The organism is Kitasatospora sp. NPDC059088 (assembly GCF_042738155.1).
GTDB lineage: Bacteria > Actinomycetota > Actinomycetes > Streptomycetales > Streptomycetaceae > Kitasatospora.
Genome location: NZ_JBHYGR010000148.1, coordinates 1 through 23,382, shown reverse-complemented (window position 1 = coordinate 23,382; position 23,382 = coordinate 1). Strand labels below are relative to the sequence as shown.

The window sequence follows — 23,382 nt, the reverse complement described above, 5'->3', positions numbered from 1 at the left end:
TCTGGCAGGCCGTCAGCGGCTGCATCGGCGCCGGAGTGGCCGTCCTGGTCCACCCGGCGGCCAACGAACAGGGCTTCGAGCTGCGTACTGCGGGCGAACAGCGACGGAAGCCGATCGACTTCGACGGACTGACGCTGGTTGCGATGACGGGCCTGCAGTCCGCTGAAGGTCAAGGAACGGCAGAAGCCTAGAAACGTAGCAGGTCGGAAAGCTTCCTCCCCGCGCCCGCCAGTGGGGGTCAGCCGTCCGTGAGGCGGTCGCGGGCACGGAGTCCCGGCACCGGGGCGCGGTGATGGGGCCCTGTGCAGGGCTCCGGGAGCCGCTGCGGACGCCCAGGTGCGGTTACGGGGCCTCGGACGCGGATCCGCTCATCTCGGGGCACGCCTCCGGGACTTCGGGACTACTGCGTGCCCGTCCTCGCTCCAGACGCCGACGGCAGTCGCCTGCCGGTGTTTCCTGTAGCGATGCACACTCGCCGGTCTCATCCGTGCATACAGGAGGCTCGGAAACTCGCGGCTCCGCCAGGGGGCGTGCCGAGTGCCCGCAGTTCAGGGCAGCGGAGTCTCGGGATCCTCGGGACGGGCCTTGCGCCATGGTGTTCCGCTCAGGTCGATGACCGGCCCCTGTTCGCCGTCGGCGGGCGCCAGCCGCAGGCCGACCCACTCGCCCGGGGAGGGTTCGGGGGCGCCCAGTGCGGTGAGTAGCGACCGGTCCCCGAGGTGGCCCCCAACTACCAGGATGCCTGCTCGGCGAAGCCGGGGCAGCGTCTCCCGCAATCGCCGCATGGGATCCGGCGCGCGGCACACGGTTGCCAGGTCGCTTCGGGTCAACCGCCTGCCCTGCGCCCGACGGAACAGTTCGGCCAGCCGCTGTGCCCCGGTGTCCTGTCCGAGAACGGCCTCCCGGTCCTCCCCGGTGAGTTGCAGCAGGACTCCGGTGCGGAGGTGCGCGTCCGTCCGGATCCAACGGATCGCCTCGCGGCCCTCGAGGGTGAGCGTGCTCTTGCCGTCCCGGCTGGACGAACGCCTCAGGTACTCGGGTCGGACGCGGATGACGCCGTAGCTGTACCTCCCGGTGCGTTCGTCCGCCTCGGCGACGACGCAGAGTTCCCCGATGAGCTCGGGTCCGAACAGCCACCTGCCGCCGAGCGTCCACTTCAGGTCGAAGTCGATGCCGTCCAGGGTGAAGTCGAGCCTCCCGGCTCCATTCGTCAGTCCGAGCTCCCCTTGCATCAGCCGCTGCACGGTCGGTCCGAAGAGCACCTTCTCGGCCTTCTCCAACTGCGTCCACGCGTAGCGGCCGGTCCGACCACCGTCCAGCAGGTAGGCGCCGGCGCTCTCGATCACTCCGGCCATCCGTGCGCCGGTCGGATCGCGCCGGGTCAACTCCCTTGCCAGTTCTTCGAGTTCCGGGTCGATAGGGTCCGAGGTTTCGAACGGGGGCTGGGTGTTGCCGCCGGTGGGTGTCGGCGGGTCGACGTGGTCGTCCGGTTCGTCTGCCCCGTCCGGTGCCGAGGCGGTCATCCACTCCCGCAGCCGGGCCGTCTCGGCCCGGGCGGCTTGTGCCTCGGCCAGGGCCTCGTCACTGCTCGCGGCGATGTACTGGATCCGTTCCAGGATCTCGCCGAGCACGCCGTCCCCGACCACTGCTCCACCGTCGCCTCCCGGGGGCAGCGAGGAGAGCAATCGCCTGGTCACGGCCACTTCGGCCGCCAACCTCAGGTTCTCCTGGTGCTTGTTCTGCAGTTCCGTCCGCAGGCGCTGGATCTCGGTGGTCCGGTGCTCGTCCTCCGACTCCCGACCCGTACCCCGCCCACCGTCCATCTCCTCGCGGGCGAGGGCGTAGAACTCCCGCACGCGCTTCCGGGCGGCCTGCCGATCACCTCGTGTCGCATGCACGCAGACATCGGCCACCGCCTCCGCCAGGCGTGGCTTCGCGTGCAGGTTCGTTCCGCGCAGCAGCCGGTGCAGTGTCGGCTCGGCGGGAGGGTCCGCCGGCTCGTCGCGCATGGCCTCGACGAGCCGGCGGCGGAGTTCTGCCATGTTCAGACCGGCGCTGTCGCGCAGGTCACGCAGGTGCAGGACGAGCAGGTTCATCGAGGGGCAGGCCCCGAGCGGGTCGCCCTGGCGGCGTCCGCTGCGAATCCGCTCCGGTGCCACTGATCCTCCAAGATCTCTCGGCAGTTCATCCATTCTATCTGAGAGAATGTGAGAGAACGGCGAACTGCCCGCCTCCTCGTGCGACGGTTGGGGCCGACTTCCACGAAAGGTGCAGAATGTCCCAACGCCCGGCTCGCCGCCGCACGCTGACCGACCTGGTGGCCTTTCTCGCCGTGCTGGCTACTGGGGTCGCCCTGGTCGCACTGGAGGCCACGGGGATGACGGTCGTCATGGTGGCCGGTGCACTCTCCACCCTCTACGCCGCATGGACGGTGGGCAGCCGTCGGCAGGAGTCCCCGGAGCGGCCCGACACGGGGGAGGCCGGCAGGGTTCCCGATACCTCCTCCGCGAGCGGCGGACACGGCTCCTCGCCCTCCTCGGGGTGAGCACCAGGTGGGCCGCCACCCGGGACGCCCCGACAGGTGCCCCGCCGTTCGGAGCGGCACCTCCTACCTGCAGCCACCGAAGTACCGACCTGTCACGTCCTATGCATCGCCCGCGCGGGCATCCGGACCGGCTGACCACCCGTACGGTCCCGTTCCCGGATCGGGGGAGAGGCCTACGTGCGCAGCTGCTGGAGTTCGGTTCCACCCGGGGCCGGGCCTCGAACCGGCCGATCCCCGGCTGACCAGCATGCCCGGCAGGGCTGGTGACCCGCCGTGGACGACGGGCCGGGCCCGGTGACCTGGTCGAACCGCACCATCGGTGGCCTGGCCCCTCGCGCTCCATTCGCGAGGGGCCAGGCCACCAACGTACGACCGGCCTCACAGCCTTCTGAGGGGCTGTCGGCCGTCCCCGGTCAGCTGCGGCCGCCAACCCGCGGTGCAGCATGCGGTCGTGGCGGGTGCCGCGGTTGGCCGTGGCGGAGGTGCCGAAGACGCCGCTCAGGCCGCGGCCGATGCAGGCGACGGACGCGTCGCAGCGGATCTCGGTGGTGTAGCAGATCTCGTCGGGGACGGAGACCTGGTCGTCGCCGATGATCCGGTGGCTCACCCCGCCGCGCAGCCGTTACGCCCAGCGTTGCACGTGGGGATGGGAGACCAGCACACCGTGCGTGCCAGCCGGGACGGGACAGGCGTCGGACGCCGTGTAGGTCACGGTCTCGGACGGTCCGAGAAGCGGCGCGTGCGGGTCTCCAATGGCTCCGCCGTGCGGACAGCCTGGTAGCCGATCGCCTCAGGAGTAGCCTCGCTCCTTCACACACGAAGATCACGCGCCGAAGGCGGCGGCCACCTTGGGCAACCGCTCGGAGCGCAGGAAGGCGGCGTTGCCCGGATTCAGCGCGAGGGTACCGCGGGTCTTGTCATCGCCTTCGAGCCGCTGCTTGGCCTGCGCACCGCGGTCGTTCTCGGTGTGGGCGGCGTCGCCGGACACACTGCTCAGAGCTCCCTTGCGTATTACCGCGTCGTACACGGCCCTGGTCGTAGATGCCCTGGTGCAGTCGGTTGGTATCCCCCTTTGGGCTCGCTCCGGCACGGCCGAGCGGTGCGGCCAGCCTTGCGGGCCATTCCCCGTACTGGCTCCGCGCCCCGGGCTGTGGCCGACCCGTGAAACCTCGCCCTCGGCGTACTCCGGCCACGACAGCATTGCTGCCGGACTCCGTCACCACGCCTGCGACCTGCGCTGCCTGCTCCCCACCCTCGGTGTCATGTGTGATTAAACCGGACAGACTGCCTGAGCGACGCTGCCCTGGTCCTGTGCGCATTCCATCCCACGGTCTGCGGCGACCAGAGCACGCCGGGCATCAGTAGGTGAACGGCTCCGACTTCGCCTGATCAAGTTCGGTAACCACGGTTCTATTGATCATCAGGGTCGTGCGAGGCAAGAATTATTATTGCATTCTTTGGCGGGCCGGAAGGCTTGGTCATGAGGGTGCATGGTTCAGGCTCAAATGCTATTAGCGATGTGCCAGGACGTAGCCGACACCCGCTGAGATCAAATTGAAGAGCAGAAGGATCATGAGCGCGGCAGGGCGTTTCTGCCAGCGCAGTGTGAGGCGGGCCTCATCGGTGCGTACGTCAATTACCAAGCTCCGTCCCTCTGCTGGCATTGTGGCTCCTGTCTCTTGGGTCGGACACCGCTTGGCCGGGTGTCAACCAGTGGGTTGGATGGGGTGGTGTACTGGCTTGCTGCCGCGCTGGTGATGCTGGGGGCGTGGTGTCCACGGCTTGATGGGCGCGCCGGCTTGTGCGGACTGTGGTGAGGCATGAGACGGGTGGGTGGTGGATGTGGTTTGGGATGTCAGTTTCGCCCAGAACAGCGTAGGGGTCCTCTCTGTGCGCACTCCGATGGATCCGTTCAGGCTGCCCTAGCGTGTGCTAATAGGGATATACCAGGAAGCGATGCCCGCCGCATGGTGGGAGATTACCAAAATTCTCTGCCTGCTTGCCCTCCGGCGCGCCAAGGATCTGCTTGTTCTCTGCTTCAGGTTCTCTCGGAACGTCACGACAAGAGGCTTCGGTCTCAGAGGCTCTCACAACGTCACAACTAGAGGCTTGACGGGCAAGTGAGGGGCCGAGTGTGTATAATATATTATTCATAGATCATTTGCTCATCGGAATTCTTTGGGCTCTGGCTTTCTTGGTAGGCTGAATTCAGTGCAGGTTTGCCATATCCCCATATCTCGGGGGTCAGCCGCCTCTGGTCGGTACGTTGGAGAGTCCCTGTGCGTCCTCCCCGCACCCGCGGGGGTCAGCTGGACCTGCTCCAGGCGCCTCAGGTATGGGGAGTGTCCTCCCCATACCTGAGGGGGCAGCCGTTTTGGATGGTGGCTTCGGTCCGTTCGAAGTCGCCCCTCCCCGTGCCAGCGGGCCAGTGATTTCGCGGGGTGGGTCCCTGCAGCCTCGGCACCTCTTCCGCCAGCGGGGAGGGCGGCGAAAGGAGGCCCCCTTGGGGAGCTCGTCCGCTCGGGCGCCGCCTCGGTGGGTGTTACCCCGTGGGAGGCTGGTGATTAGGCGTTGTGTTTACGGGGTTTTCTTCCCTCGCGCCGACTGCCCCTTGGAGTGCTGGCGATCCTTTGGCGACCGGAGGTTGTGGCCGGCGCCGGCGCCGTCGATGAGGCTGGTGCCCAGCGAGGTCGGGGAGTGCAGGGTGGCGGCGCGTTCGCGGTGGCTCGCGATGAGTCCGGCCTCGCGGAGGGTGGTGGCGTGTTCGGACGCTGATGCGACGGCGATGCCCACGCGCTCGGCGAGGCCGCTCGTGGTCATGCCCGGAGTTTCGGCGACGGCCTGCAGGACTGCTGTACGAGTGCGCCCGAGGATGGCGGCGAGCGGTCGGGCGGCGGTTTCGTCCGCCGGTGCGTTCGATGTGAGCAGACCTGCGCTGAGCTGAGCGGAGGCGGCGGGGTAGATCAGTGTCGGCACGTCGGCCCCGGCTGCCAGGCGAGGCAGCGGTCCCGAGAAGTAGTGCGCCACGAGCCTCAGGCCCCTCCCCCTAAGGTAGACGTCCCGGTTGGCCTCGGACGGAAGTTCGATTACGGATGCGTTCCACCGTGCCGCCGGATGGAGGCTGGTGAGCAGTGCCTCGATTCCCCGGCTCGTCATGAGGTGGCTGCGATCTGCTCGTTCGGCCTCCAGTTGGGCCTGGATTGCCCGTAGGAAAGGCGTGATAGCGATGGAATGGTATTCAGTCAGGGCGCGGAATACGGCTGAATGGGCATTTGTGCCGCGGTCGACGGTCGGAATACTCCAGCCTGGTCCACGTCGATTCGCGGTCCATTCGTAAAGTGTCTCGGCTAATTTGTGGATCGTCTCGGGTGTGGCTTCCTCGGCCTCGAAAGCGCCGTTCCCGACGATGAGGTCGGCCGGGAGCCATTCGGTCTTCGGCACCAGCTCCGAGAGCAGTCCCAGGATCTGCGGCCTGCGCCGCACGACGTCCCGCCGCCAGCGTGCGAAGCGGGGTGATGAGCCTCGGTTCTGCAGTTGCTGGAGGCTGAGCGCGGTCTCTCTCAGCGGTGTGATATGGGCAGAAGCCAGTACAAGACGGGTGAAATCGACCTCTGTGAAGTGGATGCGCAGCGTCACTGAAACCCCTTCCCGGGTCCTGATCGGCAGTTGACCTCGATGGTGCCCGGGCCATGCCGACTCGGTGGCCTGCGGGTTTCGGATCTGGCCGAAACAACGTGACCTTCGTCCTCGAATGGCCGAACGTAGACGCGTCGGAGGCGGTTCAGTCTGAAGTCGTATGCGTAGAAACGGACAGACCCGGGCGCATGGACGGTTTTCTGGAACCGCAGCTGTTCAGGCGCATCGTGGACGAAAGTGGAGACTTTTCGGTGATTCGGGTCGGGGTCTTGCACTAGTCGCACTGCCGGGATATGCGCGGACCCGGTGCTCCCGAGCAGACAGATGTCCGGTTCGGGTATCGGTGCGACTTTCGTGGTGCATGGTGTCTATCGATCAAGGGGGAATGGGAAGTTGAATTCTCGTATCGGAAACGGAGCGTTCCGGTCTGTTGTCGACGGGTTCACCCGGTCAGCTCGCCGCGTACCCGAGAAGGTCGCGGTCCGCTGCGGTGACCGCGCGCTGACCTATGCCGAACTCGACGAGTCGTCCGACCGCCTTGCCGCGGCGGTCACTACGGCGATCTCGGTCAACCCCGTCGTGGCGGTCATGCTGCCGCGGGGGGTCGACTTCGTGACGGCGTTGCTTGCGGTGGCGAAGGCCGGCGGGGCGTTCCTCCCGCTGGACCCTGCCCATCCCCGTGATCGGCTGGAGCGGATGCTCGCAGTCGCCGACCTCTGTGTCACGACTGACGCCGGGGCCGAGATCGCCGCCGAGGCGGGGGTCCCCGCGATCCGGCCGACCGCGGGGGCCGGCTCGGATGTGCTGCGGGCGGCCCATCCCGAGCAGTCGGCCTACGTGCTGTTCACCTCCGGTACCACCGGTACACCGAAGGCGGTCCGGGTCTCCCACGCGAGCCTGGCCAACCACGCCGCCGCCGTGTCCTCCGCGTTCGGGCTGAAGGATTCCGACCGGGTCCTGCAGTTCGCGACGTACTCCTTCGACGTGGCGCTGGAGGAGGTCTTCACGGCCCTGTGGGTCGGCGCCGAGATCGTGGTGCTGCCGACCGTCGCCCCGTCGGCCGAGGACTTCTCCGCCTTCCTGTCGGAGGAAGGCGTGACCGTCGCGAACATCCCGACGCCCTACTGGGAGCAGTGGGTCCGGGCGCTGGAGAGCGGCGAGGGACGGATCAGTTCCTCCTTGCGGCTGCTGATCGTGGGCAGTGACATGACGCGGCGCTCCACCCTGGCCTCCTGGCGTCGGCTGAGCGCGGTCGACGTGGTCAACGCCTATGGACTGACCGAGACCACGATTACGGCCACCACCCGCCTCTTCTCCGGCCCGGCCGTTGCCAGCGGCAACGGTCCCGCCGACGGCGCCCGCGACGACGCCCCCCAGGTCCTCCCGATCGGTTCGGCCGTTACCGGGCTCGAGGCCTGGGTCCTCGACGACAGCGGAACCGTCACTGCGGCCGGCGAACCCGGTGAGATCCACATCGGTGGTGCGGGCGTCGTGCAGGGCTACCATGCGGATCCCGCCCTGACCGCGGACCGGTTCGTCCCCGACGGCGTCTCCGGCCGCAGCGGCGCCCGCCTCTTCCGGACCGGGGACCGCGGGTACGTCGACGCTCGGGGCGATCTTCACGTGCTCGGCCGCGCGGACGACCTGGTCAAGATCCGTGGCCAGCGGGTGCATCCACAGGAAGTCGTCCGGCACCTGGCCGCCCACCCGCATGTCGCGTCAGCCCACGTGCTGGCCACGCCGGGCGACGCGCAGACCCCGCGCCAGCTGATCGCCTACATCGTGCCCACGGACCCGCATGCCGTCCCCACGGCGGGACTGCTGCGGGCCCACCTGGGGGAGTCGCTGCCGGCGGCCCACATCCCGGACCGCTACGTCGTCGTCGACGCCCTCCCTCTGCGGAGTAACGGCAAGATCGACGTCGACGCCCTTCCCCGGCCCGTGCTGTGGGGCCGCTCCGGCGATGTGCCGTTGAGGGCGCCGGGCACCGCGGTCGAGGCACGTCTCGCGGAGGTCTGGCGCAAGGTCCTGCGAGTGGACGAACTCGGCGTGGACGACTCCGTGTTCGACCTCGGCGGCCACTCGCTCGCCCTGATGCAGATCGCCAACCAGGTCCGGCGGATCTGGCAGGTCGAACTGACCGTCCAGGACATCATGAACGCACCCACCATCGCCCACCTGGCCACCGTCGTCGAAGGCCTGGAACGCGACGGTGCGGGCCTGCCGTCCATCGCGCGAGGCGGATCCGACACCCTCGCCCCCCTCACCTCGCAGCAGCAGCAGGTCTGGTTTCTCGACCGGCTCGCGCCCGGCAACGTCGCCTACCACGCGCAGACCACCATGCGCGTCACGGGCACGCTCGACACCGACGCCCTCCGGCAGGCGATCGAGACCATCACCGAGCGCCAGGCCGTCTTCCGTACCACCTTCCACGAACGCGACGGGATCCCCTACCAACAGGTCCACGACCGCGTCGACCACGCCGACGTCGAGGTCATCGACATCACGCAGCTGCCGGCGGGAGAGCGCCGTGCCCGTACCGAGGCCCTCATCCGGGAGCGCATCACCACTCCCTTCGACCTGGGCGAACTGCCGCTAGCCCGTTGGTCCGTGGTCCGCCAGGACGAGCGTGAGAACGAGATCATCCTGGTCGAGCACCATCTCATCCACGACGGCTGGTCCTTCGGGCTGCTGATGAAGGAACTTCGGGCGGCCTACACCGCCGCGGTCGACGGCACCCCACTAGGCCTGCCCGAGGTGGAGTTCGCCTACGCCGACTACGCTCGCTGGCAGGCCGCGGCGATGGAGTCGCCCGCCATGCACCGCAAGCGGGACTACTGGCTGGAGCGCCTGGCCGACCGGCCCTCACCGACGGCACTGCCCACAAGCCGGCCCCGCAAGGCCCCTCAGCGCTTCAAGGGCGGCATGATGCGCCTGGAGCTGCCCGCACGCACGGCGTCCCTGGCGCGAGGCCTCGCCCGTGACACCCACTCCACCGTGTACTCGGTGCTGCTGGCCGCGTTCCAGGCCACCCTGGCACGGTTCACCGGCGACAAGGACATTGTGCTCGGGTCCGCCTTCGCCAACCGGCAGATGGCCGAGATCGAGGACGTCATCGGAATGTTCGTCAACCCGGTCGTCCTGCGCACCCGGGTACCGGACGACCCCGCGTTCCGGAACCTACTCGAAGCAACCCGCGAGACGGTGGCGCAGGCGGCGGCGCACCAGGAGTTCCCATTCCTCGAGCTGGTCCGCGGGCTCAACCCCGACCGCGACCCCACCGCCAACCCCGGCTTCCAGATCATGTTCAGCGCCAACGACTCCCGGATGCCGGACCTGGAGCTGCCCGATGCCGCGGCCACGGTCTACGAACTGGACAACGGCTCCGCGAAGGTGGACCTCAACATCGTGGTCATCCCCCGCGCGGAGGCCGAGCCCGGCGCCGACGGCCGCGTCGACAGCCGGATCGCGATGCTGTGGGCCTACAACTCCGACCTGTTCGACCGGGACTTCATGTCCGCCATCGGAGACTCCTACCTGCGGATGCTGGACGCGGTGGTGACCGACCCCGACACCGACGTCCTGTCCGTGGACATCCTCGGCCCGACCCGCGCCCGGAACCTGCTCGCGCTGTCACCAGAGCCGGCTGCCGAGGTCCCGACCGCACTGACGATGTTCGAGACCGTCCTTGCCGAGAACCCCGGCCGCGACGCGGTGTGGAGCACCCACGGCTCGCTCACCCACCGGCAGCTGGCGGCCAGGGCCCGGTCGGTGATCCGCGCGCTCGACGCGGCGGCCCCGGTCTCGGAACGCCCCGTAGCCCTGCTGCTCGGCCGCACCCCCGACACCATCGCCGCCATGACCGGCATCCTCCTGTCCGGCCGCGGCTACCTGCCGCTCGACCCCAACCACCCGGCCGAGCGCATCGAGCACATGCTGCGCGACTCCAGTGCCGACGTGCTCCTCGTCGACTCCTCGACCAAGGACGCCGTACCGCCCGGCGACTGGCGCGTCGTCGACCTGTCCACCCTGCCCGAACAGGGACCCGGCGCCGAGGAGGTCCCCTTCCGGGCCGCCCACCCCGAGGCCACCGCCTGGGTCATCTACACCTCCGGCAGCACCGGGCAGCCCAAGGGCTGCCGGGCGACGCACCGCAACCTCGACCACTTCGTCCAGCTGACCCTGGACGGCGCCGAACGGGAGCTGTTCCAGTCCTCCCTCGCGGCGACCTCCTTCTCCTTCGACATGTCGGTGAACGAGATCCTCCCGACCCTGCTCACCGGCGGGACGGTCGTCCTGGTCGACAGCCTCTTCGACCTGCCGAGGCTGTCGGCCGACCGGGTGCCCCGCCAGGTCAACGCCGTCCCGAGCCTGATGTCGGAACTACTGACCGACCACCAGGTCCCGGACGGAGTGCAACTGGTCGACCTCGGTGGCGAGTCGGGCAGCCACGCCCTGGTGGAGCGCCTGCGCGCCGACGGAGTGAAGTGGGTCCGGGTCAACTACGGGCCGACCGAGACCACCGTCTACGCCGTGGCCTGCGAGGCGACCCCCGGCAACGAGACCGGTTGGCCGATCGGCACACCGGGCCCCGGCTCCGCGGCCTACGTCCTCGACGACGGCCTTCGACCGGTTCCGTACGGATGCGAGGGCGAGCTCGTCATCGGCGGCCCCGTCGTGACCTCCGGCTACGTCGGCCGGGCCCGGCTCACCGCCGACCGCTTCGTCCCGGACCCGTTCTCGGTGCTCACCGGTGCCCGGATGTACCGCACCGGCGACCGGGTGCGCTGGCGCGACGGCCGCCTGGAGTACCTCGGCCGCCGCGACCACCAGGTCAAGATCCGCGGCCTGCGCATCGAGCTCGGTGAGATCGAGCACGTGCTGCGCGAACACCCAGGTGTGGCGGCGGCCTTCGTCCAGCCGCACCCGCACGCGCCCACCGAGTCCCTGCTCGCCTACGTACGCCCCGCACCGGGGGGAACCGTCGACGCCGAGGCGCTGGCCGTGCACGCCGGACGCAGCCTCCCGGCGTCCTACCTGCCGTCCGGCTACGTCGTCCTCGACGACATCCCGCTCACCACGTCCGGCAAGGTCGACCGGGCGCGGCTGCCCGTCCCGCCGGCCGCCGCCCCTCCGGCCGGACGCGGACCGCGGAGCGCCGGGAAGGAGTGGACCGACCTTGAACGCCGGATCGCCGCCATCTGGTCGGACGTGCTGCGCCGCGACGAGGTCGACCGGGACGACAACCTGTTCCTGCTCGGCGGCCACTCGCTGACCATCCTGCGGCTGCAGCACCGGATCCACGACGAGACCGGTGTCAAGGTGCCGCTGCCCGCCTTCTTCGCGCACCCGACCGTGGCGGCGCTCGCGAACCACCTGGCCGGGGAGACGCGATGACCGCCACTCACAGCCCGGACGCCGGCCCCCGTCCCGGCAAGCGCAGGGAGATGACGGCGTCCCAGCGCGGACTGTGGTTCGCCGAGCAGCTGGACCGCTCGGCCAACCGCGGAGCCGTGTTCACCACCGGCACCGCCGGGTCGGCGGCCTTCCACATCAACGCCTCGCTGAGGCTGCGCGGCCCACTCGACCCGACGGCGCTGCACGCCGCCCTCAACGGCCTGCTGGAACGGCACCCGACACTGCGGGCCAAGGTCGTCGACGACGACGGGGTGCTGTACCTGGCGGACGGCGGGCCGACAAAGGCGGCACTGCCGCTGGTCGACCTCTCGGCCGCACCGAGCACCGCCGAGCAGTCCGCCCTGGCCCGGGTCGACCAGGAGGTCCGCCGGCCGTTCACCACCACGCAGGGCCCGCTGCTGCGCACCCTCCTGCTGCGGCTGGCCCCCGAGGACCACCTGCTCTGCCTCGTCGTCCACCACCTCGCCGCCGACGGGATCGCCCTGGCGACCGTGTACCAGGACCTCGGCACGCTCTACCGGCGCCACGGCCAGGACGACCACACCCCGCTGCCGGCCCCGGTCTCCTGGTTTGACCTGGGAGAGCACGGACCGCGGGACACCGCACACCTCGAGCGGCTCTCCGACCCCCTGCGCGACGCGCCGGTCACCAGCGACCTGCCCTTCGACCGGGCCCGCACCGACCAGCCCGGCACCGCGGGCGCCGCGCTGCAACTGGCCGTCCCGGACGAGCTGTGGCGGGCACTGCAGACGGCGTGCGCGCGCTGGGGGGCCACGCCGTACATGATCCTGCTCGCCACGTACGCGGCCCTGCTCGCCCGGACCACGGGCAGCAGCGACCTGGTCATCGGCACACCCTCCTCCGGGCGCGCGACGGCCGAGGAGTACGACACGGTGGGCATGTTCGTCACGACCTGGCCGCTGCGCGTGCGGATCGAGGGCGACCCCCGCGTGTCGGAGCTGGTCGCCCAGGTGCGCGACGCCGCGCTGAGCGCGATGGCGGCGGGCGGACTCTCCGTCGAGGACGTCATCGACCACCTGCGGCTGCCCCGCTCGCTCGACAGCGCCCCGCTCGTCCAGACGGTCTGCAGCTTCGAGCAGCTCGGCATCGAGCCGCCCGCGTTCGGCGAACTCGCCGCCGAACGCGTGGTCCTGCCCTGTACGGCCAGTAAGTTCGAACTGAGCCTCGGCATCCGCGCCTCGGCCGACGGGGTGCTCACGGACTGGGAGTACCGCACCGACCTCTTCGACGAAACCACCGTACGGGCGCTTGCCCAGGCGTACCTCGCGGGCCTTCGGGACCTGGTCGGCGACCGGGACCCGCGGATCTCGCAGCTCTCGTTCGCATCGGCGCCCTCCCAACTCGCGGGCAGGCGCACGCCGCCTGCCGAACCGGCACCCGCGGCGCTGCCGGTCCCGCAGCGCATCGCAGCCCAGGCCGCGCGCACGCCCGACGCCGTCGCGCTGCGCTCGGCGGAACGGACCATGACCTACCGCGAGCTGGAGGCGGCCGCCCGGACGATGGCAGGGCGGTGGCTCGCCGCCGGGGCACGGCCCGAGGAACCCGTCGTGGTGGCTGTCTCCCGCGGTGCGAACTGGGCCGTCGCCGTCCTCGGCGCCTGGTACGCGGGCACGGCGATCGTGCCTGTCGACACGACACTGCCGCGCAAGCGAGTCCGCGCGATGCTCGACCAGCTCGACGTCCGGCTTGCCGCGGCCGACGACCTGCCGCGGGCCGGCGAAATCGGCGAGCGGTGGGGGACCGACCTCGACTGGACCTCCGTCGACGGGATCCTTGCCGACGCGGGTGCGGCCGGCCGGCCCTCACCCGACGGGGACGACAGGCCGGCGACGGGCTGCGCGACAATTCCGGGCTCGCTCGCCTACATCGTGTTCACCTCGGGCTCCACCGGGACGCCCAAGCCGGTCGCCGTGGGGCACGACGCGCTCGCCCACCACGCCAGGCTGTTCGCCGAGGGGCTCGCCCTGACCGCGGCGGACGTCTTCCTCCAGTTCTCGGCGCTGTCCTTCGACGTCTCGTTCGAGGAGACGCTCCCACTGTGGTGCGTCGGCGGCGCCGTCGTGTTCATTGCCGACAACGCCGTGACGTCGGCCGACCTGGAGGCCGTGCTGGCCGAACACGGGGTCACCCTCCTGGACCTGCCCAGCTCCTACTGGGCGGAGTGGACCCGGGACCTGCGCCGCCGCCCCCGGCGACTGCCAGAACCGCTCCGGCTCGTGGTCATCGGCAGCGAGGCCGGTCACCACGCCGACCTGGAGGCCTGGGAGCGGCTCACCGGTGTCGAGGTCCTCAACGCCTACGGCCAGACCGAGACGACCATCACCTCGGTGACGTGGTCCTCCCGGAACGCGTCGGGCGCCGGCGCGGGCGGCGGCGTCCTGCCCGTCGGGACGCCGATGCTGGACTCCCGAATCTACGTGCTGGACGCCGAGCAGAAGCTGGTCCAGACGGGACTGGCGGGAGAGCTCTACCTCGCCGGCCCCTGTGTCTCCCGCGGCTACCACGGCCGGCCCCGGGAGACCGCCGAACGCTTCCTGCCGGACCCCTTCTCCCCCGTGCCGGGACAACGGATGTACCGCACCGGCGACCGCGGCCGCATCGCCCCCGACGGCCAACTGAGGTTCCTCGGGCGCGTGGACGACGTGGTGAAGGTCCGCGGGCACCGGGTCGGCCTGCGCGAGGTCGAGGCGCTGATCCGCAGTCACCCGGGTGTCGCCGACGCGGTCGCCAGGGCGAGGCGGACCGAGGGAAGCACCGAGATCGCCGCGTACGTCGAGCCCGCGGCCGCTCGGCCCGCGCTCACCTCCGCCGAGCTCCGGGCACACCTCGCGGAGTCGGTGCCGAGCTACGTCGTGCCCGCGCACATCGTGGTCGTGCCCAAGCTGCCGCGGACACCGGGCGGCAAACTCGATCCGTCCAGGCTCCCCCCGCTGCCGCGGGACACCGTGAGCGGCGCGCGTCTTCCGGGCGGGGGCACCGGGCACGGGGCGCAGGACACCGGCGGCGGAGTGGAGGACTGCCTGCGCGGGATCTGGGCGGAGGTACTGGGCGTGCCCGACGTCGGACCCGACGACAACTTCTTCGCCCTCGGCGGCGACTCCATCCTGGCCATCCGCGTGGTGTCCGCGGCCAAGGCCCGGGGACTGGACCTCGCGGTCGTCGACCTCTTCCGCCACCAGACCCTCGCCGGCCTCGTCCAGTACATCCGCCCGGCCACGACCGGTCCGAGCGACCCGCCCGCCGCCGCGGCCCGTCACGGCGCCGGGACCCTGGTGTCGGCACTGGACCTCCCGGAGGCCGATGCCGTCCGCCTGCTGGCCCGGTTCGTCGACGCCGAGGACGTCCGGCCGGCCACCGCCCTCCAGGAATGGGGACTGAACCGCCTGCGCGAGGCTCCCAAGCCCGGCCTGTTCCGGGTGCACGAGGCGTTCGACCTGACCAGCACCGACGCCGACGCCGACGCCCTGGTACTGGCCTGGCAGGCGGTGGCCGAACACCACCCGGCCCTGCGCACATCGCTGCACCGGCACGGCGACACCGCGCTGCAGGTCGTCCACCGCAACGTCCGGATCCCCGTCGAGCGGCACGACCTGACGGAGCTCGACACCGCCGCCGCCCAGGCCCGCTTCTCCGAGTACCTGGAGCTGCTCAAGCGGGAACCGGTACGCCCGGAGGATCCCTGCCCGCTGCGGGTGGTCGTCTTCGACCTCGCTCCGGGATCGGCCTGGCTGCTGTGGACGTTCTCCTACCTCGCCGTCGACGGATGGTCCTTCCCCCACGTGCTGGCCGACCTCCTCACCGCACACGACGCGATCCGCGAGGGCAGGCCGTGGCAGTTCGCCGCGCGGCCCCCCGCCCCGGACGCCGGCACACACCGACACCCGCCACGGGTCGAGGCTGAGACGTTCTGGAAGAGCAGGGCGCGGACCGGCAGCCGCGGACTGGCCGCGGCGCCTTCCGGCAGGCCGGATCCCGGTGGCTACGCACACCAGCGCGCATGGCTGGCGCCCGAGCACACGGCGTCGCTCCTCGCCACCGGACGCCGGCACGGACTGACGCCGCACACCCTGGTCCTCGGCGCCTACGCCCTGTCGCTGAGCCGGATGCTGGAGCACGGGAGCGTCGTCTTCGGAACCGTCGTCTCGGGGCGCTCGGACCCAGCCTTCGACGAGATCGTGGGAAGCCTCGGCAGCAGGCTTCCGATGTGGGCCGACGTGCCCGGCGACACGACCTGCCTCGAATGGCTGCGCGAACTGCAGGCCGAGCACGCCGAGGTGTCCACGCACGAGCACGTCTCCCTGCTGGACCTGCACCGATGGGTCGGCGCCGAACCCGGGAAGCTGTACGACACCGAAGTGATCGTGCAGAACTTCCCGTTCGGGGAGGGGCTCCAGGGCCGCCTCGCCGACTGGAACCCGATGAGCAGCGGATCCCGGGGCGACTCTGCCCTGCGCCTGACCGTGTGGCCCGACCCCTCCCTGCTGCTCAAGCTGAGCCATGACACGGCCGACGTGCCCGAGAGCCGCGCTCTCGCCTTGCTGGCCTGCATGCGCACGGTACTCGAGCGGATGGCGACAGGCATGTCCCGACCGCTCGGCTATTACACGAACGGCATCACCTCCACACCCATGACTGAGAAGGGCTGACTGATATGAGCACGGACTACACGGTGGTGTACAACTCCGAGGAGCAGTACTCCGTTTGGCGCGCGGACACCGAGCCGCCGGCCGGCTGGACCACCACCGGGTTCACCGGAACCCGCGACGAGTGCCTGGACCGGATCGACGCCGAGTGGACCGACATGCGGCCGCGATCGCTGCGGGAACACCTCGCGGCGGTCCAGCAGTAGGTCCGCCGCCCAGCAGGAGGTCAGCCGCGACCCACCGACCAAAGGCGAGGAACCAACGGAAATGGCGAACGTCGACTCCGATCTCGACCCGGCAGCCACTGCCACCCGGCCGATCAGCGTATGGCGACAGCGGAACTTTCAGGCCATGTGGTCGGCGCACACGGTCAGTCAGTTCGGGACCCAGATCACCTTCTTCGTCATCCCCGTGCTGGCGCTGACGACGCTCTCCGCGTCGACCGGCCAGCTCGGCCTCATCTCGGCGATGGAGACCCTGCCCTTCCTCCTGGTCGGACTGCAGGCGGGCGCGTTGCTCGACCGGTGGGACCGCAAACGGGTGATGGTCACGGCCGACCTCGGCCGGGCCGTGGCTATCGCCCTGCTGCCCGTCGGCTACCTCGCCGGGCTGCTGAGCGTGCCCCTGCTCTGCGCGGTCGGCTTCGCCATCGGGCTCTTCACGGTGTTCTTCGACATCGCGAACCAGGCGTTCCTGCCGAGCGTCGTCGCCCGGGAACAGACCCCGGACGGCAACAGCAGGCTCGAACTCTCCCGCTCGACGGCCGAACTGGCCGGCCCCAGCCTCGGCGGCCTCCTGCTGCAAGTGGTCACCGCGCCCCTGATCCTCGTGGTCAACTCCGTGAGCTACCTGGTGTCCGCGCTGCTGCTCAACCTCATCCGGACACCCGGGGCACGGGCACCGCAGCCCCCGACGAAGACCAGGATGCGCACCCAGATCGCCGAGGGGCTGCGTTTCGTCTTCCGCCACCGGATCCTGCGCTCCCTGGCTGTGGCGACGGGCATCAGCAACCTCGTGGGCCTGGGCGGCGCGCTGGGGGCCGTGCTGACCGCGTACGCCCTGCGAGACCTGAGGCTCTCGCCGGGAGAGCTCGGGCTCGCCCTGACCGTCGGCAACTGCGGCGCACTGCTGGGTGCCACGCTCAGCAACCGCCTCATCAGGCTCGCCGGCCTCGGCCCGGTCCTGATCGCGGCCAAGTCCATGTCGGGAACCGCCGTGATCATCCTGGCCACGGCGGCCCCGGCCCGTGCAGTACCCACCCTGATCGCCACCACCGGCATCATGGCGTGCGGCATCACCGTCTACAACATCGGCCAGGTGAGCCTGCGCCAGGCCATCACACCAACCGGAATGCAAGCCCGGATGAACGCCTCCATCCGGTTCGCCATCTGGGGAACCCTCCCGGTCGGCGCGCTGGCCGGCGGCTACCTCGGGTCCGTTCTCGGCACCCGTCCCACTCTGTGGACGATCGCCGGAATCGGGCTCCTCTCGTGCCTGCCACTGATCCTGACCAAAGACGTCCGAACGCTGCGCACGTTTCCGGCGCAGCCGGCCGACTGACGGACATCAGCACACGTCCCGCCTCGGGTACGTGATCGACTCTGTGTCTGCAGAGTGATGAAGAAGCATTTGGGGGAGAAATGCGCAAGTTCACTCTTTCCGAAGACGAACGCCGGGACCTCGTCGGTCTCGTGAACACCCTCGTGGACTCCGAAGCCTCCTGGGACCCGCTGCGCGCGGTCGACCGGATGGCGATGGCCGCCGAGCTTCTGCCGCTGCGGCTCAGGCAGTTCCTGACCTCCGCACGCGCGGACGAGTCCGACGTGATCACCGTGTCCGGCCTGCCGCTCAGTACCGGGATGTCGCCCACTCCGGTGGGATGGCGCATCGCGGCCGACACGGGGGCCGGTTACTGGGAGGAGGCCCTGCTGATGCTTGTGGCCTGCGCACTGGCCGACCCGTTCGCCTGGGCCGACCAGCAGGACGGCCGGATCCTGCACGACGTGTGCCCGGCCCGCGGCGAGGAGAACTCGCTCACCAGTGCCAGCAGCGAGGCGAACCTGTCACTGCACACGGAGGACGTCTTCCACGCCTGCCGGGCCGACTACGTGGCCCTGCTATGCCTGCGGAACCCGGACGCCGTCGGCACGACGATCGTGCGTACCTCCGAGCTGGACCTGCCGCACCGGGAGCTCCTGTTCGGGGACCACTTCAGGTTCTTCCCGGACGATTCGCACACCGACGGGGGCGACGCGGCAGCGGCTGCCCGCAAGGCCCAGGTCGGCTCAGTGCTCTTCGGGTCCGAGGCGTTGCCGTACTTCCGCTTCGACCTCGACTTCATCGCCCCGGCCGTTGCCACGGACACCCGGACGCAGGCCGCGATCAGCGATGTCCAGAAGCACCTCGAGAAGGCCGTCGAACGCGTCGTCCTCGCGCCCGGGGACCTCGTGTTCCTGGACAACTACCAGGTCGTGCACGGCCGGGAGCCGTTCCGGGCCCGGTTCGACGGCACCGATCGCTGGCTGAAGCGGGTGAACCTCATCCGCGACGTGCGCCGGATCTTCGCCCACACCGGGCAGCACAGTCGGGTGATCGCCTGATGGCCCACGCCGGCACCGTCGCTCCTGGCGGCTTCCGCACCTACGTTCCGCGGGCCGAGGCCGACACGGCATTGTTCTGCTTCCCGCACGCCGGCGGTGCCGCCAGCTTCTTCAGCTCCTGGGCGGCACTCGCCCCGGCCCACGTCGTGGTCCACGCGGCCCAGTACCCGGGGCGCGAGGACCGCTTCGGAGAGCCTCCGGCCACCGGCATCCCCGATCTGGCCGACGAGCTGGCAGCCGAGATCGCCGCCTTCCGGAAGCACCGGGTGATCCTCTTCGGGCACAGCCTGGGTGCGCTGCTGGCCTATGAGGTCGCCGTGCGCCTGGAGGACGAAGCAGTACCCGCTCGCCGCCTGGTGGTCTCCGGTATGGGGGCACCACAGCAGGTCTCGGGCACCTTCTCCGGCTTCCAGGACCTGCCGTCGGCGGTAGCCGAACTTCGCAGGCTCGGCGGCACCGATACCGAGGTGCTGGAAACGCCGGGCCTCCTGGACCTCCTGGCCCCGATCTTCAAGGCGGACTCCGACCTCGCCGCGCAGTACCGCCACACACCGGGGAGGATGCTCACCGCCACACCCGTGGAGGTGTACTTCGGCGACCGGGACCCAGACCTCGGGCCGGCCCAGGCCGAGCACTGGAGCGCGGTCGCGGCACGTACGGAGACGGCGGTGTTCCCCGGAGACCACTTCTATCTGACGCCGCGGCGGGCCGAAGTCCTCACTTCCGTGCTCCGCCCGCACGCCATCTGAGGTCCTCCCGTCAAGAAGTCCACCGGTAGCCCGCGTGCGGGAACCCGTACGCACGGATCGAAAGGGGACGGAGGCACGGTGCCCTACGAGTCACCGTGCCTCCAACCACCAATGACCCCCACCCAGCGTGGCCTGGCGGCCGCCTCCACAGTCCTGTCCGTCCTGCTGGTCACCGGCGTACTGGCACCCCAGGCGGTCGCCGGGACGTCTGCCGCCCCATCCGGGGCCGTACTACCCTCTCGCCTGTCCGACGGCGGCCCACTACCCACCGACGTGGCCGTCGTGCCGGGCGAGTTCGAACCGGTGCGGACCACCCTGATCGCCTGGGCCCTCAACGACCAGGACTCCGCGGAGCTGAGGGCCTACTTCGTCAACCTGGTACGGGCGGCCTCCGAGAACTCCCGTGTCGTGGTGTTCGGCGACCACCCGGGCGCGGCGGACGACGCCCGTACCTCGCTGACAGACGCGGATGTGGACACTTCGGAGCTCCACTTCGTGGACAGCAGCCTCGACTCCTGGTGGATCCGCGACTACGGTCCGATCGCGGCCCGTACCACCGACGGCGGCAAGCGCTTCATCTCCACCAGGTACCACGCCGACCGCCCGCAGGACGACGCCTTCGCCACCGCTCTGGCCGCCCGGTGGAGCGTGCCGGTGACACGGGCGGACCTCGGGACCGAAGGGGGCAACTTCCTGTCCGACGGAACCGGCGGCTGCCTCGTCACCAACGCGATCCTCAAGAACCCGTACAACGTCACGAACCACGTGACGGCGCAGGACGTGCGGACCATGTTCCGATCGCTCTACGGCTGCCAGGAGACGACGTTCCTCGACCCCCTCAAGGGCGAGGTCACCGGCCACGTCGACATGTTCACATCCTTCACGGGCAACAGGGACGTCCTGGTCGGCGCCTACAGTCCGAGCGACGACCCGGACAACGCCGCCGTCCTCGACGCCGACGCCGCTCGCCTCACCACGGCCGGCTACCACGTGCGCCGGATCCCGATGCCCACGCACCGGGACGGCGTGTTCCGCTCCTACGCCAACTCCCTCGCGGTGAACGGGGCGGTCCTCGTGCCGGTCTACACCGACGACACCACGTACGAGGAGACGGCACTCGACACCTACCGTGACGCCTTCCCCGACCGACGGATCGTGCCGATCGACGCCACGGCGGTCATCAAGACCCGCGGCGCCGTCCACTGCACCACCATGACCATCGCCGACCACTGACCCGGCCAGTACGCTGCGGGCGGTCCCACGGGACCGCCCGCAGCGATGCCCGCCCTTCCGGCCGCGGCGGGAGAGCGGTCCGGTCGGCGGACACCCCGCGCCCATGACAGCTCAATTCGGCCTGGCCGCCGCGCAGCTGCTTGCCAAGACCGGCCGCCGACGGGCGGCCGAGTGACGCGTGGGGCGAGTGGCTGCCGATCGCGTGCGGCGACGGGCTGTCACCGGATGACCCCGTTGCCCTGATACGCCGCCTGGTGCCACCGAGCGGGCGCGTCTGGTACCGGTCCTTCGCCCCGGATGGTCTGGACCCGGTGTCCATCAGGAGACGAACAGGTTGACGCCCTATCGGTCCGGGTGCCGAACAGGAGGGGCAGGTGATGCGCCTGCCCCTCTCGGCCTACCGTTGCAACCGGTTCACGAGGAGCATGGATGGGCTTTGGTGTCCCTGCTGCTGCTCTGGCGTCTGCCTGGGCGGAGCCGGAGTTGCGTCGAAGGAGGAAAGCGTGATCACAGGACCGGAAGCGACCATCGTTGCGCGTGCGGGCGGGTCGCTGGTGCGAGGCCTCAGAGAGGAGGTCACAACCGAGCCCCAGTGGCCCTCGCTTCACGAAGGGCTCTTGGAGCTGTTCGCCATCATCTCGGCGTGGTGTGACGCAGCCGACGAGACGGAACGACTGATCCAGCAGAAACTCAGTGGCGTGAGTGGACGATCAGGGCGGGCGCTCAACTGGGGGGATGGTGTGGTGCTCGGCCACAGCAATGTCGGCATCATCAGTGACCTCACGGCGCAGGTCGACCAGCAGCTGAATCCGAAGGCGCCGCTCGTCAAGCGGCTGGTGCCCGAGCAGCGGCGACAGGCCGCACGGCGAACACTCCGCAACCTGATGGCCATCTACTGCCCCGACCTGCTCGCGAGCTTCGCGGAAGCGACAGATCAGCGGCGCGAGTGGGTCGAGTCCAATCGGGCGGCGTTGAAGAAGGCGCTCGCTGCGCAGGAAGTCGACCGTGACGCTCTGCGGCAGTGGGCGGCAGAGGCCGGAGCCACGAAGGAGCGGCTGATCAGCGTCCGCGAGGACCTCGCTGCTCTGATTCGAGAGAAGTACCCGATGGGCTGAGGTGGCTTTCAGTCATGTCCCAGCGATACGCCCGAGAAGCGCCCCTTCGGTCGCGGGTCGGATGGCTGGGCGAGGTGTCGTGCAGCCACAGAGGTGGTGGATGGTGACCAGCGTCCACTTTTCGGGGGGCGTTCCCGAGCTTGTTCCCACAGGAACAGAACGGTGGCATGATGCGGGGCGAAGCGGGGAGATTCTTGCCGGTCACGGCATCGCCGCAGGTCAGGCAGGGTGGAGGTTGCGGGGGTAGCCCCGGTTTCGGCCTCCAGCTCGGAGCATTGACGGATGAGCTTGGGGGTTGCTGAGGCCTGCCAGCGACTCACGCAGTGCGGGGTCTGCCGAGGTCAGGACGGCCTTGAGCTGGTTGATCGACTGTGAGCGCGACTTGATTGCTGGGCTCCTGGCCATCTTGAACAGCCGGACCGTCTCCACCGGACCGTCGGCGGACTTGGCGGTGGCGGTGGCTCGGCCCGAGAGCACTGCGTGGGCGGCCGCCCCTGGCGTCGATCGTGTCGGTCTTCCCTCGTCGGCGCCGTAGGGCCCTGTCCGGCTGTTGACCTCGGTGACCGCGATGCCTTCACTGTGGAGGTAGCGGGTCAAGGCAGCACCGTAGGAGCCGGTGCACTCGACTCCGGCCTGCTGCAGACGTCCGAAAGCCTTGGCCCAGGGGAGGAGTTGTCGGTATCCCTCGCGGGTGGTCGGGAAGCTGCGGGTGTCAAGCATGACTCCGGTGGAAGTGATCACCGCCGCGACGTGAACATCCTTGTGAGTATCCACCCCGAATACGATCTCCTCTGGGGGCCGGTCAATTCGTGTAGGTGAGGGGCTTGCCAGGCAGTGCTGGGCACGGTCGTCCGTCTCCTGGTCGGCGGGGGTACTGGTGGCCGGCGCCGGGCCGGTGAGGCGGTCAGGACTGACGGTGCGCGTCGCGAAGGCCCCTATTGGGACACGCCCACCCGGCCGGCGGCAGCACGCACCGCCTCGGACGGCAGTCGGCAGATCAAACTCAAGGCATCAGCGCCAGTCGTATCTCGGGCCAGACCACCGCCCGGGGTGGCACCCGACCATCCTCACAATCCTCTTATGGTCGGCTGGCCCCCGAGTGCGGAGAGGAGTCCCGCAGTTCGTCAGCATCCACTTCCTTGACCGGGTGATCCATGCTCGTGTGGAGAGGGGACGGGCAGCGGGCGTCAGCCGGTACGCCGGAGGTCGTGGCGGCGCAGGTGCTCGAAGCCGGGCGTGACCACTGCCTCGTCCCAGTGCGTCGCGTCCCGCAGGACTGCGGTGGTGGTCCGCCCGCTCCGATGGCCCGGTGATCGACCGTGTCCTCAGAAGCGTTTCCCAAACCGAGGGGCACGGCTGCCGCTCGAAACTCCGCACGCATTGGGCTCGTTCGGGTGATCACTGCGCGGTCGGCGCATAGGA

Annotated in this window: 14 protein-coding genes; 10 read left to right on the top strand and 4 right to left on the bottom strand. The window is 69.8% G+C overall.

Going from position 1 to position 23,382, the window contains the following annotated elements:
- On the top strand, window positions 1-191 hold a 191-nt coding region (locus tag ACFWXO_RS38945), incomplete at its 5' end, for a type I-E CRISPR-associated endoribonuclease Cas2 (RefSeq protein WP_380530337.1).
- Window positions 192-548: 357 nt separating this feature from the next.
- Here ACFWXO_RS38945 and ACFWXO_RS38940 read toward each other — a convergent pair.
- Window positions 549-2,159: a NaeI family type II restriction endonuclease gene (locus ACFWXO_RS38940; protein WP_380530335.1), complete on the bottom strand. Its 1,611-nt coding sequence runs from the start codon at window positions 2,157-2,159 to the stop codon at window positions 549-551.
- Window positions 2,160-2,275: 116 nt separating this feature from the next.
- Between ACFWXO_RS38940 and ACFWXO_RS38935 the strand changes: the two genes are divergently transcribed.
- Window positions 2,276-2,545 (top strand): hypothetical protein, encoded by a 270-nt coding sequence (locus ACFWXO_RS38935; RefSeq protein WP_380530333.1) that lies wholly within the window; start codon window positions 2,276-2,278, stop codon window positions 2,543-2,545.
- A gap of 823 nt (window positions 2,546-3,368) precedes the next feature.
- Here ACFWXO_RS38935 and ACFWXO_RS38930 read toward each other — a convergent pair.
- Both ACFWXO_RS38930 and ACFWXO_RS38925 read right to left on the bottom strand, forming a co-directional pair.
- The gene (locus tag ACFWXO_RS38930) at window positions 3,369-3,572 is read right to left on the bottom strand and encodes a hypothetical protein (protein WP_380530331.1); all 204 of its coding nucleotides are present in this window, start codon (window positions 3,570-3,572) and stop codon (window positions 3,369-3,371) included.
- 1,550 nt (window positions 3,573-5,122) lie between these two features.
- Window positions 5,123-6,181: an ArsR/SmtB family transcription factor gene (locus tag ACFWXO_RS38925; RefSeq protein WP_380530328.1), complete on the bottom strand. Its 1,059-nt coding sequence runs from the start codon at window positions 6,179-6,181 to the stop codon at window positions 5,123-5,125.
- A gap of 393 nt (window positions 6,182-6,574) precedes the next feature.
- Between ACFWXO_RS38925 and ACFWXO_RS38920 the strand changes: the two genes are divergently transcribed.
- From ACFWXO_RS38920 to ACFWXO_RS38885, 8 genes are all read left to right on the top strand, one after another.
- Window positions 6,575-11,578, top strand: a complete 5,004-nt coding sequence (locus ACFWXO_RS38920; RefSeq protein WP_380530325.1) for an amino acid adenylation domain-containing protein — start codon at window positions 6,575-6,577, stop codon at window positions 11,576-11,578.
- Window positions 11,575-16,266: an amino acid adenylation domain-containing protein gene (locus ACFWXO_RS38915; protein ID WP_380530322.1), complete on the top strand. Its 4,692-nt coding sequence runs from the start codon at window positions 11,575-11,577 to the stop codon at window positions 16,264-16,266. Before ACFWXO_RS38920 ends, ACFWXO_RS38915 begins: the two co-directional genes overlap by 4 nt.
- Window positions 16,267-16,271: 5 nt before the next feature.
- Entirely contained in the window at window positions 16,272-16,469 is a 198-nt protein-coding gene (locus ACFWXO_RS38910) for an MbtH family NRPS accessory protein (RefSeq protein WP_380530319.1), read from the top strand.
- Window positions 16,470-16,530: 61 nt separating this feature from the next.
- Window positions 16,531-17,823, top strand: a complete 1,293-nt coding sequence (locus ACFWXO_RS38905; RefSeq protein ID WP_380530316.1) for an MFS transporter — start codon at window positions 16,531-16,533, stop codon at window positions 17,821-17,823.
- Window positions 17,824-17,954: 131 nt separating this feature from the next.
- Window positions 17,955-18,863, top strand: a complete 909-nt coding sequence (locus tag ACFWXO_RS38900; protein ID WP_380530313.1) for a TauD/TfdA family dioxygenase — start codon at window positions 17,955-17,957, stop codon at window positions 18,861-18,863.
- The gene (locus ACFWXO_RS38895; protein WP_380530310.1) at window positions 18,863-19,612 is read left to right on the top strand and encodes a thioesterase II family protein; all 750 of its coding nucleotides are present in this window, start codon (window positions 18,863-18,865) and stop codon (window positions 19,610-19,612) included. Before ACFWXO_RS38900 ends, ACFWXO_RS38895 begins: the two co-directional genes overlap by 1 nt.
- 111 nt (window positions 19,613-19,723) lie before the next feature.
- Complete coding sequence (locus ACFWXO_RS38890) at window positions 19,724-20,845, top strand: agmatine deiminase family protein (protein WP_380530307.1); 1,122 nt, start codon at window positions 19,724-19,726, stop codon at window positions 20,843-20,845.
- A gap of 503 nt (window positions 20,846-21,348) precedes the next feature.
- Window positions 21,349-21,960 (top strand): hypothetical protein, encoded by a 612-nt coding sequence (locus ACFWXO_RS38885; RefSeq protein ID WP_380530304.1) that lies wholly within the window; start codon window positions 21,349-21,351, stop codon window positions 21,958-21,960.
- A gap of 219 nt (window positions 21,961-22,179) precedes the next feature.
- On the opposite strand, the gene ACFWXO_RS38880 is transcribed toward ACFWXO_RS38885, so the two are convergent.
- Window positions 22,180-22,734 (bottom strand): transposase, encoded by a 555-nt coding sequence (locus ACFWXO_RS38880; RefSeq protein ID WP_380530301.1) that lies wholly within the window; start codon window positions 22,732-22,734, stop codon window positions 22,180-22,182.
- Window positions 22,735-23,382 lie beyond the last annotated feature (648 nt).